Source organism: Campylobacter sp. CFSAN093229 (assembly GCF_011068225.1).
In the GTDB taxonomy this organism is placed as follows: domain Bacteria; phylum Campylobacterota; class Campylobacteria; order Campylobacterales; family Campylobacteraceae; genus Campylobacter_D; species Campylobacter_D jejuni.
In genome coordinates, this window is sequence record NZ_JAAMXB010000007.1 from 1 (window position 1) to 12,537 (window position 12,537).

15 protein-coding genes and 2 pseudogenes are annotated in these 12,537 nt (G+C 28.0%); 6 read left to right on the plus strand and 11 right to left on the minus strand.

The window, feature by feature from the left end:
* Positions 1 to 240 precede the first annotated feature (240 nt).
* From FBE93_RS08300 to FBE93_RS04115, 3 genes are all read right to left on the minus strand, one after another.
* The gene (locus FBE93_RS08300) at positions 241 to 408 is read right to left on the minus strand and encodes a hypothetical protein (RefSeq protein WP_002877668.1); all 168 of its coding nucleotides are present in this window, start codon (positions 406 to 408) and stop codon (positions 241 to 243) included.
* A 233-nt stretch (positions 409 to 641) separates the two neighbouring features.
* The gene (locus FBE93_RS08305; RefSeq protein WP_002877666.1) at positions 642 to 947 is read right to left on the minus strand and encodes a hypothetical protein; all 306 of its coding nucleotides are present in this window, start codon (positions 945 to 947) and stop codon (positions 642 to 644) included.
* A gap of 160 nt (positions 948 to 1,107) precedes the next feature.
* Positions 1,108 to 1,533 carry a S24 family peptidase gene (locus FBE93_RS04115; protein ID WP_220552742.1) on the minus strand — a complete coding sequence of 142 codons (426 nt, stop codon included), beginning with the start codon at positions 1,531 to 1,533 and terminating at the stop codon, positions 1,108 to 1,110.
* Between the two features lies 1 nt (position 1,534).
* Here FBE93_RS04115 and FBE93_RS04120 point away from each other — a divergent pair.
* The 3 genes and pseudogenes from FBE93_RS04120 to FBE93_RS04130 all read left to right on the plus strand — a co-directional run.
* Positions 1,535 to 1,702 (plus strand): annotated as a pseudogene (locus FBE93_RS04120) (DNA adenine methylase); the annotation flags it as partial.
* A 267-nt stretch (positions 1,703 to 1,969) separates the two neighbouring features.
* Complete coding sequence (locus FBE93_RS04125; protein ID WP_002801716.1) at positions 1,970 to 2,143, plus strand: hypothetical protein; 174 nt, start codon at positions 1,970 to 1,972, stop codon at positions 2,141 to 2,143.
* The gene (locus FBE93_RS04130) at positions 2,140 to 2,691 is read left to right on the plus strand and encodes an ImmA/IrrE family metallo-endopeptidase (RefSeq protein ID WP_002801718.1); all 552 of its coding nucleotides are present in this window, start codon (positions 2,140 to 2,142) and stop codon (positions 2,689 to 2,691) included. The genes FBE93_RS04125 and FBE93_RS04130 overlap by 4 nt, the downstream gene beginning before the upstream one ends.
* Here FBE93_RS04130 and FBE93_RS04135 read toward each other — a convergent pair.
* The 7 genes and pseudogenes from FBE93_RS04135 to FBE93_RS04160 all read right to left on the minus strand — a co-directional run bounded on the left by FBE93_RS04135 (position 2,688) and on the right by FBE93_RS04160 (position 7,800).
* Positions 2,688 to 2,972, minus strand: coding sequence for a hypothetical protein (locus tag FBE93_RS04135; protein WP_165434202.1), 285 nt, complete (start codon positions 2,970 to 2,972; stop codon positions 2,688 to 2,690). The two genes, FBE93_RS04130 and FBE93_RS04135, sit on opposite strands and share 4 nt — an antisense overlap.
* Before the next feature lie 59 nt (positions 2,973 to 3,031).
* Positions 3,032 to 3,659, minus strand: a pseudogene (locus FBE93_RS04140) (LexA family transcriptional regulator).
* A 48-nt stretch (positions 3,660 to 3,707) separates the two neighbouring features.
* Positions 3,708 to 4,118, minus strand: a complete 411-nt coding sequence (locus FBE93_RS08415) for a hypothetical protein (protein WP_165434203.1) — start codon at positions 4,116 to 4,118, stop codon at positions 3,708 to 3,710.
* 5 nt (positions 4,119 to 4,123) lie between these two features.
* Entirely contained in the window at positions 4,124 to 5,008 is an 885-nt protein-coding gene (locus FBE93_RS08420) for a hypothetical protein (protein ID WP_242631488.1), read from the minus strand.
* Positions 5,009 to 5,274: 266 nt separating this feature from the next.
* Complete coding sequence (locus FBE93_RS08425) at positions 5,275 to 5,394, minus strand: P-loop NTPase fold protein (RefSeq protein WP_242631489.1); 120 nt, start codon at positions 5,392 to 5,394, stop codon at positions 5,275 to 5,277.
* A 479-nt stretch (positions 5,395 to 5,873) separates the two neighbouring features.
* Positions 5,874 to 7,265 carry a DUF2972 domain-containing protein gene (locus tag FBE93_RS04155; RefSeq protein ID WP_002933522.1) on the minus strand — a complete coding sequence of 464 codons (1,392 nt, stop codon included), beginning with the start codon at positions 7,263 to 7,265 and terminating at the stop codon, positions 5,874 to 5,876.
* Positions 7,266 to 7,275: 10 nt separating this feature from the next.
* Positions 7,276 to 7,800: an adenylyl-sulfate kinase gene (locus tag FBE93_RS04160; RefSeq protein ID WP_002893071.1), complete on the minus strand. Its 525-nt coding sequence runs from the start codon at positions 7,798 to 7,800 to the stop codon at positions 7,276 to 7,278.
* Positions 7,801 to 7,922: 122 nt separating this feature from the next.
* Between FBE93_RS04160 and ispG the strand changes: the two genes are divergently transcribed.
* Positions 7,923 to 8,996, plus strand: a complete 1,074-nt coding sequence (ispG, locus tag FBE93_RS04165; protein ID WP_002933523.1) for a flavodoxin-dependent (E)-4-hydroxy-3-methylbut-2-enyl-diphosphate synthase — start codon at positions 7,923 to 7,925, stop codon at positions 8,994 to 8,996.
* Between the two features lie 29 nt (positions 8,997 to 9,025).
* Here the strand turns inward: ispG and flgH are convergent, their stop codons facing one another.
* Complete coding sequence (gene flgH, locus FBE93_RS04170) at positions 9,026 to 9,724, minus strand: flagellar basal body L-ring protein FlgH (protein ID WP_002864738.1); 699 nt, start codon at positions 9,722 to 9,724, stop codon at positions 9,026 to 9,028.
* An 89-nt stretch (positions 9,725 to 9,813) separates the two neighbouring features.
* Here flgH and pta point away from each other — a divergent pair, with 89 nt between their 5' ends.
* Both pta and FBE93_RS04180 read left to right on the plus strand, forming a co-directional pair.
* On the plus strand, positions 9,814 to 11,319 hold the full coding sequence (gene pta / locus FBE93_RS04175; RefSeq protein ID WP_072225830.1) for a phosphate acetyltransferase: 1,506 nt from the start codon (positions 9,814 to 9,816) through the stop codon (positions 11,317 to 11,319).
* A 13-nt stretch (positions 11,320 to 11,332) separates the two neighbouring features.
* A complete protein-coding gene (locus FBE93_RS04180; protein WP_002933525.1) occupies positions 11,333 to 12,520 on the plus strand; it encodes an acetate kinase in 1,188 nt (395 codons plus the stop codon).
* Positions 12,521 to 12,537: the final 17 nt, after the last annotated feature.

The window sequence follows — 12,537 nt, forward strand, 5'->3', positions numbered from 1 at the left end:
TTATTAATTTACAAATCTTTTGTCGGCGGAAAAATAAAATTTCCATTTGGAAAAATAAAACTTCCATAAAAGTGGAAATTTTATTTTTCTACAAACCTTAAACTTAAAATATAACTTTATTAAAATAAAACTAACAAAAAATTCGTTTATGATGTTCATTTTCTTTAACAATAGTTTTCATATCCAAATAATGCTTTACTATATATTTTGGAATGTTAAAGTCGTAATCAGAGTGTGGCTTTAAATCAAAACGATTAAAAGTTTGTAATTTTTATAATATTCCCTACTGTTAAAAAAACTATGTTCTACTATATTAAAAATTGATGTATCTTCATAAAAATTTGGCGGATAATATATATCTATACTTTCATCATCTTTTAAAAAAGTAAGTATTATATAAAGCTTCATTCAACTCATCACCCCTATGCATTGTTTGCATAGGAAAATAGCTTCCTTCTGGTATTTCATTAAAAAGAAGTCGATATAGTAGCGATAAGCTTTTAAACTTAATTTGCTTTTTATTTGAACGGGGTCCGAAAATTCGTGCAAATATCTCTTCCTAGATCGTATATCTTTTTTAAAATATTCAGGAAGTTCACTTTGTCATTTTAAATATTTGAATATTTACTCATAAACCTCTTTTAACAATCCAATATCATCACAATCTTTAACTGTATATGCCAATTTTTTTCATACTTGTTAAGCTTTAAAAAATCATTCCAAGTTACTGGAAAACATTTGTATAAAAATTCTTTTCTAACAATCTCTTCATAATTAATTTGGCTAGTTTGAATTAATCCAGCTGTACAAGTTAATTCAACCTCAACATCTTTATTCTCTGGAGTTTTTATGGTAAAAATTTCGCGTGAGGTTATTTGAAATTTATTAAGTTCCAAGTCCTTATTTTGCTCTTTTTCTTTTTTAAAATTTTCATCAATTTTCTGCATTTTTTACCTATGCTCTTCGTTGATTTTTTGCATTTCCTGCTTATATTCATTCCAAATTTCTTTTAGCGGCTTATTTGGTGTTCCTTTTTTTTTCTATATAAATAATTACATAAAAGATTATTAATATTAGCAACACAATATTCACTTTAATTCCTTTAAATTATATAATAAAACGCAAAACTTTGCCTTGTATAATCAGCTCAACTTGCGAGTCTTTTAAGTCCAAACTATAGCTTTTATAATCCTTATTTACACTAATAATATCTAAAACTTTACTTATTGGATCTAATTGCAAAAGTTTAACCATTAATTGGTTATCAAAATTTAAAATATACAATCCATCTCCTTGATACTTATGCGTTTCTTCAAAAACAACCCAGCTATCAGGTAAAAGCATTGGAACCATAGAATAACCATCAACTTTAATAGCTTTTATATTTTTAGGCGTTGTTTTAAAAAAGGCTTTACTAAGCTCAAGCATTTCACCTGTTTCATATCCTTCGAGCCCAATTAACTCATTGTCACCACTGGTAGAAGCCGAAACATTAAGTTTTGGTATTGAATAAAAATTAGCATCTCGCTGCAAGTTGTTAAAAAATATCAAAGGTAAATTTATGCTTTCTTATAATGATTGTGAGCTTATAAGAAAGCTTTATAAAGATTTTAATTTTAAGGAGTTGAAAGTAAGGTATTCTTTAAATAATAATGTTTTAAAAAGAAAAGAAAGCAAAGAGCTTTTGATTATGAATTTTTAAAAGCTAAGAGAGTAAAAATACTCTCTTTAATATTTAATTTTGTAAAAATATGGTAAAGTACCTTTAAAATTAAAAGTAATTTAAGGATTTATTATAGAAAACAATTACACCAATTCTGATATTATTACTATTGCAAGTTCTTATCTAACTTATGGAAGTTTAATTGTTGCTATTGCTACTTTCTTAACAGCTGTTATTACCATAGGGCTTACTATATATTATAACCGTGATAAACAAAGATTAATAAAAGAAACAACTGATGTATTTTTGAATAAAATTATAGAAGATGAGAAATTACGCAATGATTTTATAAATAAAATTCTAAAAAATAGTGAATTTATGGAAGAATTTGAAAGAATGGTCGATTTACATATAAATGATAAAATATCTATATTGACAGATATTGATCAAGAAAAATCACAAATAGGAGGTTTGGAATGACTTATAAAGAAATAAAAGATAAAACCCCTTATGAAATTTTAGATTTATTGGAAATGAAAGAACCACCATTCAATCCGTTTGAAATTGCTCAAAAATTAGGTATAAATGTAGTTAAAGATCTTGACCTTGATAAAATTGACACTGAAGGTCAAATTAGTGTAGATGAAAAAGGTGAACCTATTATTTGGATAAATCCGCTTAAAAATGAAAATAGACAGCGTTTTACATTAGCACATGAATTAGGGCATTTAGCTAATGATATTTTACCTAGCATAGAAAATCCTATTATTGATAGTTATGAAACCCTTTACAGAAGCAATACATATGGTGGAATAGAAACTAGAGCCAATCAATTTGCGGCAAGACTACTTATGCCTCTTCGACAAATAGAAGATTTTATAGCAGAATGCAGAAAAACAACACCTGATTTAAAGGCAGCAGAAGCAATATTACTTATTGCTTCAAAATTCGAAGTTTCAAAACAAGCTGTTTTTCACAGACTTAAAAATGTAGGTCTGATAAAACAAGATTATATATATCCTTTTTAGAGCAAAGAGGCTAAAAATTCTAAAGCTTCTTTGCTAAAATCTTTATTGCTTTCTTCTAGATACTCTTTATCTAAAATAGCACCGTATTTTAATAAAAGTAAAATCGCTCCAAAATTATTATGAGTTACTGCATAAAACATAGGCTCTTCACCCATGCATTCTTTAGTAACACTCATACCATTTTTAAGATATTCTAAAACAAGTTCATTGTTATAATTGCAAATTGCGTTTATAAATCTTTTGTTAATACCTTGTCTTATGTCTGCTGATACTCTATCCATCTTTATATCCTTTTGTATTGATGAGACAAGATTAGCTTGACTTAGCTTATTGTGTGCTGTTACATCTTAGAAAGTTCTCCAATTACCACACCAATTAGCAAAAAATCTCCATTTTTATAAAATATATCTTTATATAAAGGATTTAAAGAGTGTAAAATCACTCCATCATCTTGTTTTAAAACTTGTTTTATAAAAAGTTCATCTCTAGTGTTAATCACACAAATGCTTTTATTCTTAAAGGTTTTATTTCTATCTATTACACAAATACTTCCATCTTTTATAAGTGGCTCCATGCTTTCTCCATAGCAAGTGATAAACTCACATTCTTTACTACCAAAAAAGTTTAATAGTTTTTCATCCACAATAAGCTCAGAACAATCTATTGAATCATTAATCCCGCCTCCGCCTAAACTCGCATTTGTTTTATAAAGCTTTAAAATTCTATATTTATTCTCACATTCTAATTGATCTTTAGGAGAGACACCATAGAGAAAATAATTAATGCTTATATTCCTCTCATTTAAAAAGTTTAAGATTTGTGGATAAGGAATGGAGTTTCTAAATTTCATGGAATTAAAAGTATCAGGATTGATTCCTAATTCTTTGGCTATATCTTTTTTTTAAATCACGCTTACCTTCACTTGCAAGTATATCTTTTAATTTTTCAATCACTTCTTGCATTTGCATTTTAAATCCTTTGATTTTAATTTCAAATCAAAAAGCAAGGAAAATATTTCATTCTAAAATATTGGGTTTAAGTATTTGCAATAAAAAACAATTATACTCTCGATGTTCAAGAGTTTTAAGAATTTTTTCTTTTTTAATTTTATTTTCATTTAAATCTAGAAAATTTAAATAAGCTTGAAATAAACTATTTTTAAGATCATATTTTTCTTGCATTTGAGCATCCATCGCACTAGAGAAAAAGATAAAAAATTCATGATAAAAATCGTTATTTATTTGAAAAGACTTTACTATGCTTTCAATCTCAAAATGATTGTATTGCCAAATATTGTTAGTGCTAAATGTTTGTCTAATTTTATCCGATGAAAGACCATTTAAAAATGAATCAATATTTATATTTTTATGTTTTTTACTTTGTAATTCTTGATAATAATTTTTATACTCTTCATTTTTCTCTATCATGTCTTTTATTTCTTTATAAAAATCGTTATGAAATGTATCACGCCAAATTGATATATCAAATTCATATTCAACAAATTCTTTAATAATTTTTTTTCAATATCTTTTTTGCAATCTAATTCTTTACCCATAATCCTTCTATAAAGTTCAAAAAAAGCTTGATAGTAAGAAATAGAATAATAAGTTCCATTTTCATATGTATAATTTTTAAATTTTGGAAGTAGGTCTTCTATGCATTTTACAAAATTTATATCATCTAAATTCCCATATAAATATTTCTCATAATAATTTCGAAAGTACATTCTATTATAATTTTTTAAGCTATTTTCAAAATTATTTTTTAAAATACTCAAATTTTCCTGACTTAAAATATAATAATTATTAAAATATTTCTGAAATATTGGAATATCAATTTCTTTATTATGATCATTAATAGGTGTGCAATAATGTTGTTTTGTGTATTTTAACAAATCTTGATAATAAATATTTAACACCATATAAAAGAGCTTATCGCTATAATATTGATTAAAACATTCTTTATTAAAGTAGTTTACATATTCTATAAATTTTAAGAGTAATCTTAAATTATTACTACAGAATTGTTGATAACATTTAAAAATTATATTTTGTACTTCTTTATCACATTTTACTTCATTGGAAATAATATTATGAGCCACTTTGCTATTGTCATTTATAATAAACTCATAATCGATAATTTTTTCTTTGTATGTTTGATACCAGTTTTTACCATTATCTTGTTTAGCTTGTTTTTCTTTATCATTTATAGCTGAATTATTGTCTTGTTCTTCTAATTCACCTTTATGAAAAATCATAACAACATTACATTCTTTTTCTTCTTTAAGTAAATTTACAAGTCCTAAAATTTCTTTCAAAGAAAGATTATCTGATCTTCTTTCTATATTATCGAAACACACAATAATATTATTAAAGTCTTCCTTTTTTAAAAAGGAAAAAATAGCATCAGGGTTAATGTTAATTGTTCCAGCAGATTTTATTTTTGCAATTTTGGTTGTAATTTGTGAAAAAGTATTCATTATTTTATTGTAGTTTCCATGGATTTTAAAAACTATTTCTTCTAATATTTGTTTATAACTTTCTTTGCCAAAAAGATCGATATAAACAACTTTTTTATCTGTATTTATTTTTTTTCAACTTGTTTCCATAGATGAGTTTTACCTATACCCCAAGATCCATTTATAGCTAAACATTTTTTAGATTTTTTATTTAAAAAATTTGTAATATTATCAATCTTATTCATTATACACCCCTATAAAATATTTGTGTAATTATATAAAAATATTTAAGTTTTCTATGTAACTATTCTCTAAACCTTAAAGTCATAGATAGTTACATGTTATTTTTGTATAAAAGATGGTTAAACTATGATTATATAGTGTTTTATAAGGATAGTTACATAACCAAGAAAACATAAGAATATTTTAAGCAAAAAAGTAACTATCCTAGAGAGTAAAAAAACTTTTGGGATATAAAAATTAAAATCAAAGCTCGTATTTATACGCCTTTTAAACAATATTTAATTACTTTTTAGGGATAAAACAGACATTTTGGGATTTTTGGGATATTTGGGATTTTTTACACTTTAAACTAGGAAAGATAAAAAGTCATTTTTGTAAGCTTTAAAATCCTATTATTTGGTATTTTTTGCTAAAATTATTTAGGGATAGTTACATGCTCTTTTTAAAATACCCCTTACATCTTTTCCCTGAATATTGTCATCTAACTCTTGACGCATTTTTCAAATTCTTTATAGTATGTCCAAGAGTTAATTATATTGGGAAATTTTTGCTTTAAATGATTTAGATCATTTTCAAAAATATTAAAAAAAGTGTAAACAAGTGATTTATTTTTTATAAAATAATCTATTACATCTTTTTCTTTCATCATTTTTGATTCTGTTTCATCTATGGTTATTTTAATTTGATATAAAAAATCATACAAATAATGTTTAATTGTTGAAAATAAAAGATTGTTTTGTTCTAATTGTTTAAAATCATTTTTATCAATATATACACCCATATCATTACATAGATCGTTTTTTATAATTTCTTGTATTATGTCTATTTTTTCATGATTGATATGTTTTCTGTCTAAAATTATGGGAATGCTAGAAGTTTTATCAATATTGAAATTTTTATTATTTTTAGGAGTATTAAGATAAAAGGTGTTATTAATATCTTTAGAATTTGCATAGAGTGTGATAGGAAAAAGATAGCGAATATAACCTCTAAATTCTTTAATTTTAAATAAATCTAATTTATCTTTATGGGGGGGGGTAAAATTAAAATTTATAGCAAGTAAATTCATAGTATCGAAGGCCTTTGATTGGCGGATTTCTTCCATATCAAGATAGTATACATTGTCTTTGTTAAAATATTTTAATAAATAAGAGATGATAAAAACTCCTTGTTGTAGTTCGTTTATATCGATTTTAATTTTATGATTTTGATGAGTAAGATAGTCAATATAATAACGCCAATCATAAGTTAGATTAAATTCAGAGGGATAGTTTCTTAAAACTTTACTCCAATCTCTTCCCCAGTTATGCTTTAAAATTCCTATTGGATCGCGAACTCCGCAAATAATTTTAGAGTTAAAATCCAATAAAGATAGATATTTATCAAAATAAGGTAGATTAATTTCTGATATATTAATAGCATATTGAGTAATCGTATTGTCATTTAGACACATGTAATTAAGACAATATCTTTCTTTGGCATCAGGTGGTAAAACCCAGGAGGCAAAACAAGTTACATCGCAACATTGATTAAGGTATCTTAAAAATGCTGCTGCTCCAACGCCATGTGGAGAAATATAGATAAATTTATAGTGTTTAGGTAGGGGTAAATTTAAATCCCAAGCTAATTCTGCACAATGTCGACTAGCATCTATTTCTATAAAATTAGGATTGATTAAAGGTGGATAAGGATGTTTTATTGATAAATATCTATTCTTAAATTCGCTAGAATTGAGCCAAGTGCAAATTGTTTCAATATTTTCCAAAACAAAGGTAAAAAATTTTTCATTATTCGAATTTTTTAAAGCTTGTAAAAGAATTTGAGCTAGGGTTGGAGTTAGGTTATTTTTTATATAGAGTAAAAGATTTTGCATGCTTTTTTCTTTATTTTTTTTCTTTTAGAGCTGTTAAGATGTAGGAAATTTTATTGTCAAGTTCTGTCATATAAGTATTATCAATTATTAAATTAGATTTTGGTTCATCAAAATCAATATCCATTCCCACAACATTTGAAATTTCACCTTTTAAGTTTTTGCTATATAAGTTTTTTTTATCACGTTTTTTTAATTCTTCAAAATCGCATTTTATGTAAATTTCAAAGTAATTTTTTAAAGTTTTTTTATTGTATTCGTAAATTTCATTCCACATGGAAATAGCGCTTACGATAACTAGCATATTTTGAGAACTGAGAAAATGTGCAAATTTAGAACGCTTTATTGACATATCGATACGACTTTGTTTATCATATCCATAATGCTCTAAAAGATCTCTCAGTTCATCGCCATCAAGATAAATAATATTATTGTATTTTTCTTTTAATTTTTTGTATAATGCTTCTGCAATATAACTTTTGCCACTTCCTGCTAGTCCTGTAATCCAAATAACTCCACCATTTTTAAAAAAATCCATAGATAACCTCCTTTTTTGTTTAGTATAAATGTGAAAATTTTTCCTATATTATCAAAAATAAACTTTAATTAAAGCAATAAAAAGTTAAAATTTGATATTAAAATTTTTCAAAGAGTGAAGTTATGGAGTATAAAAGATTTAAAACTAGACAAATCAAAGTAGGAAATGTTTTAATAGGCGGTGATGCACCCATTTCAGTTCAATCTATGCTTTTTACTAAGACAAGAGATATAGAAGGTTCTTTAGAGCAAATCAATCGTCTTTATTTTGCAGGAGCAAATATAGTACGTTTGGCGTGCTTGGATATGGCTGATGCAAGGGCTTTAAAAGAGATTAAAACTAAAAGTCCTTTGCCTTTAATCGTAGATATTCATTTTAATCATAATTTGGCTGTATATTGTGCTGAATTTATCGATGGAGTGCGTATAAATCCTGGCAATATAGGTTCTAAAGAAAATATCAAAGAAGTGGTAAAAGCATGTAAAGAACGGGGTATCCCTATACGTATCGGTGTAAATCACGGCTCCATAGAAAAACAATTTAGCGATAAATTTGGCTATGGTGTCGATGCTATGCTAGAAAGTGCGATGTATAATATCAAGCTTTTAGAGGATTTAGACTTTTTTGATATTAAAATTTCCATGAAGACTTCAGATGCTCAAAAAACTATAGAAGCTTATGAGAGATTAAGACCGCTTTGTGATTATCCTTTTCACTTAGGGGTAACTGAAGCAGGAACTAAATTTCATAGCACTGTAAAAAGTTCTATAGCTTTAGGAAATTTACTTCTTAAAGGTATAGGCGATACTATGCGTGTTTCTATGACGGGTGAGCTTGAAGAAGAAATTCGTGTAGCAAGAGCGATTTTGCAAGATAGTGGAGTGCAAAAAAGCGGAGTAAATATCATCTCATGTCCAACTTGCGGTAGGATTCAAAGTGATTTGTTAAGCGCGATTAAAATCGTAGAAGAAAAAACCAAGCATATAAAAGAACCTTTAAATATCAGTGTCATGGGTTGTGTGGTAAATGCTTTAGGTGAAGCTAAGGGGGCTGATGTGGCTATAGCCTTTGGGAAAAATCAAGGACTTGTCATAAGACATGGTGAAGTTGTAGCTAAATTAAAAGAAAGTGAACTTGTAGATAGATTTTTAGCTGAAGTTGAAGATGAGGTTAAAAGTAGGGCTGTAAAAGAATAAAAGCCAAGAAGCAAGGTTTAACCTTGCTTTTAGAATGGCCATATCGCTTCTATAACTTTGCTACCCCAAGGTTTTCTTGTGCTTCTATCCACTTCACCTTCTGTTTTATAAAGAATTTTAGCATCTGCTATATATTTACTATCTATAGTATTGTCTTGACCGATGTCATAAGGACGAATAACACCGCTTAATTGTATGATTTGTTTCTCTCCGTTGATTAAAAGCTCTCTTGAGCCTTCGATAAAATAATTACCATTTGATAAAATTTTAATTACACGCGTTGAAATTGTAGTATTGAAACTTTCATTTCTGCTTTGTGAGCCTGTTCCTGTGTAGTTGTTTGAACTATTGGTTTGAAAGCCTATATTAGAATAAGCATTGACTTTATTAAGAGCATTAGCTACCACTCCTGAACTTCCTGTTAAAGCACCTCCGCCTAAATTTGAGGTATTAGTTCTACTTGTTGCTTTATTAGCTTGTGTGCTTTGAGTGGTACTTTCTTGTATAACAACTGTAACTAAATCATTTACATTCATAGCTTTTTTATCTGAAAATAAAGGATTATCCCCTTTGCCAAAAAGCGATCCTGGTGCACTTTCTACATTATTACTTTGTTTTGGTGCAAGTTCTTCTACATAAGCAGGTGGTTTCATTGAAATTTGCGGATCAACCGTTGCAGAACAACCAAAAAATGCAAACGGTAACACATAAAATAAAACTTTTTTCATTTTCGTCCTTTAAAATATGAATTTTTATTTTTCTTTGTTAAAATTAGAAAAAGCAAAGAGTGTTCCACATTTATAAATTCAAGGAGAAAATGATGGCAAATCTTTATTTGATGAGATCTAGAAGTGATGAGTTAAATACTATTATTAGTACAAATTTGCTTAAAAATTATAGCAAAATTTACAAAAATATCGCAATTTATTGCCCTGTAATATACATACATCGCGTCCCTGTTTTGCAAGGTTGGTTAGAAGAATTTAATATCAATCAAACTGTAAAAAGCGCTTATGGTTTTACCTTTAGAGAGGCAATGGAGGAATTTAGCAAAGATCCTCATAATTTTTTTAATGTTATTTTAGAAGAATACGAAGAGTTAAAACGCAAATACGATTTTGTGCTTGTAAATAGCTTTTGCGAATTTGGAATACTTGATGGATTTGATCTTAGTATAAAATTGGCTAAAAATCTTAATACCCCTATCGCTGCTATTATTAACGATGAGGATAAACTTATAGCTCAAAAATATTTCGATCATGCCCTAGATGGTCGTAATTATGTTTTGATTAATGAAAATTTTAATTTTGAAGAAGTGCAAAAGCTTGAAGAGTATGATTTTATAACTCCGCATCGTTTTAAATATGAATTGATTAAACAAAGCGTAAAAAATAAAAAAACTGTTGTTTTGCCAGAAAGTAATGATGAGAGAATTTTAAAAGCTGCTGAAATTTTATTAAAAAGTAAAGTTGTTGATCTTATTTTATTGGGTGATGAGGAAAAAATCAAACAAGATGCTGCTAGATTAAGTCTTGATTTAAGTACTATACAAATTATGAATCCGCTCAATTCAGAATATAATCAAGAATTTACTTCCATTCTTTACGAGGCAAGAAAATCTAAAGGAATGAGTTTAGAAGAGGCTAAGATGCTAGTTCAGGATAAAACTTATTTTGGAACTTTGCTTATACATACTGGAAAAGCTGATGCTATGGTTAGTGGAGCATCAACTACTACGGCTGAAACGATTCGCCCTGCATTGCAGCTTATTAAAACCAAAGAAGGTATTAGTTCTGTTTCGGGAATTTTCTTTATGGGGCTTGAAGATCAAGTTTTAGCTTTTGCTGATTGTGCTGTAAACCCAAGTCCAACTGCTGAACAGCTTGCAACTAGTGCTTATGTAAGTGCTATGACTGCTAAATCTTTTGGACTTGAACCAAGAATAGCTTTGCTTTCTTATTCTAGTGGTGATAGCGGTAAGGGAGAAAGCGTAGATCTTGTAAAAGAAGCATTAAAGATTGCTAAAGAAAAATACCCTGAGTTAAATATAGATGGTCCTATGCAGTTTGATTGTGCTTATGATCTAAAGACTGCGGCAAAGAAAATGCCAAATTCTAAGATAGCAGGCCATGCAAATGTATATATTTTTCCCGATCTTAATGCAGCAAATATTTGTTACAAAGCAGTTCAAAGAACCGCTAATGCTTTAGCAATCGGTCCTATTTTACAAGGTCTTAAAAAACCTGTTAATGATTTAAGTCGTGGATGTTTGGTAGATGATATTGTAGATACTGTTATTTTAAGTGCTATACAAGCTCAATAGAAAGGAATAATAAATGAAAATTTTAGTTTTAAATTCAGGTTCTTCATCGATTAAATTTAAATTTTTTGATAATAAAATCGTTAAAGCGAGTGGCTTAGTAGAGAAAATCGGAGAGCAAAATTCAAAAGTTATATTAAAAAATGTTTTAAATAGTGAAAGTTTTGAAAGAGAATTAACGGTAAATAATCACGAAGAAGGACTTAGTATAGTCAATGAGCTTTTTAAAGAATCAGGAATTTTAGCGGATTTAAATGCTCTTGATGGCTGTGGTCATCGTATAGTTCATGGGGGAAGAAATTTAAGTGAGCATTGTTTAGTAGATGACTATGTTCTTAAAGAGATAGATAGGGTTAGTATTTTTGCTCCTTTGCATAATCCTGCTCATTTAGCAGGTATAAAAACAATGATTAAAGCTGCACCTAGTGTTGCAAATGTGGCTATTTTTGATACAGCTTTTCATCGCACTATGCCTGATTTTGCTTATATGTATGCTTTGCCTTATGATTTTTATGATAAGCATAATATTAGAAGATATGGTTTTCATGGGACTTCTCATGCTTATGTTAGTTCTAGAGCGGCAAGTTTTCTTCAAAAAGATAAAAGTGAACTAAATGTTATCTCTGCTCATCTTGGAAATGGCGCAAGTGTATGTGCCATAGAAAAAGGTAAGAGTGTGGATACTTCTATGGGATTTACTCCGCTTGAAGGACTTATTATGGGAACGCGTTGCGGGGATATAGATCCTGCTATTTTACCTTTTATAAGCCATATCAAAAGTTTAACTATAGAAGAAATAGATATACTGATGAATAAAAAAAGCGGAGTATATGGAATTTGTGGTTATAATGATTTTAGAGATATAGAAAGAGAGATAGAACAAGGTAATGATAAAGCACGTTTGGCTCTTGATATGTTTTGCTATCGTCTTATCAAATATATAGGATCCTACTTTGCTGTGTTGCCAAAAACTGATGCTATTATTTTTACAGGTGGTATAGGAGAAAATGATAGTTTGGTTCGACAAAAAGTATGTGAGAGATTAGCTCATCTTGGTATCGAGTTAGATTTTGAACTTAACAAACAAAGGATTTCGGGTGAAAGAATGATAAATCATGCAAATTCTAAAGTTAAAGTGCTTGTTATTCCTACAGATGAAGAATTAGAAATCGCTAGAATCACAGAAGAATTAATAAGCAATTGAAAGAGGATTATATTTAG

Excerpts from the sequence above, each read along its gene's own strand:
- ispG (WP_002933523.1), top strand. The coding sequence starts at position 7,923 with ATGGAGTATAAAAGATTTAAAACTAGACAAATCAAAGTAGGAAATGTT.
- flgH (WP_002864738.1), bottom strand. The coding sequence starts at position 9,724 with ATGAAAAAAGTTTTATTTTATGTGTTACCGTTTGCATTTTTTGGTTGT.
- pta (WP_072225830.1), top strand. The coding sequence starts at position 9,814 with ATGATGGCAAATCTTTATTTGATGAGATCTAGAAGTGATGAGTTAAAT.
- FBE93_RS04180 (WP_002933525.1), top strand. The coding sequence starts at position 11,333 with ATGAAAATTTTAGTTTTAAATTCAGGTTCTTCATCGATTAAATTTAAA.
- FBE93_RS04130 (WP_002801718.1), top strand. The coding sequence starts at position 2,140 with ATGACTTATAAAGAAATAAAAGATAAAACCCCTTATGAAATTTTAGAT.
- FBE93_RS08425 (WP_242631489.1), bottom strand. The coding sequence starts at position 5,394 with ATGAATAAGATTGATAATATTACAAATTTTTTAAATAAAAAATCTAAA.
- FBE93_RS08415 (WP_165434203.1), bottom strand. The coding sequence starts at position 4,118 with ATGATAGAGAAAAATGAAGAGTATAAAAATTATTATCAAGAATTACAA.
- FBE93_RS08300 (WP_002877668.1), bottom strand. The coding sequence starts at position 408 with ATGAAGCTTTATATAATACTTACTTTTTTAAAAGATGATGAAAGTATA.
- FBE93_RS04135 (WP_165434202.1), bottom strand. The coding sequence starts at position 2,972 with ATGGATAGAGTATCAGCAGACATAAGACAAGGTATTAACAAAAGATTT.
- FBE93_RS04155 (WP_002933522.1), bottom strand. The coding sequence starts at position 7,265 with ATGCAAAATCTTTTACTCTATATAAAAAATAACCTAACTCCAACCCTA.
- FBE93_RS08305 (WP_002877666.1), bottom strand. The coding sequence starts at position 947 with ATGCAGAAAATTGATGAAAATTTTAAAAAAGAAAAAGAGCAAAATAAG.
- FBE93_RS04160 (WP_002893071.1), bottom strand. The coding sequence starts at position 7,800 with ATGGATTTTTTTAAAAATGGTGGAGTTATTTGGATTACAGGACTAGCA.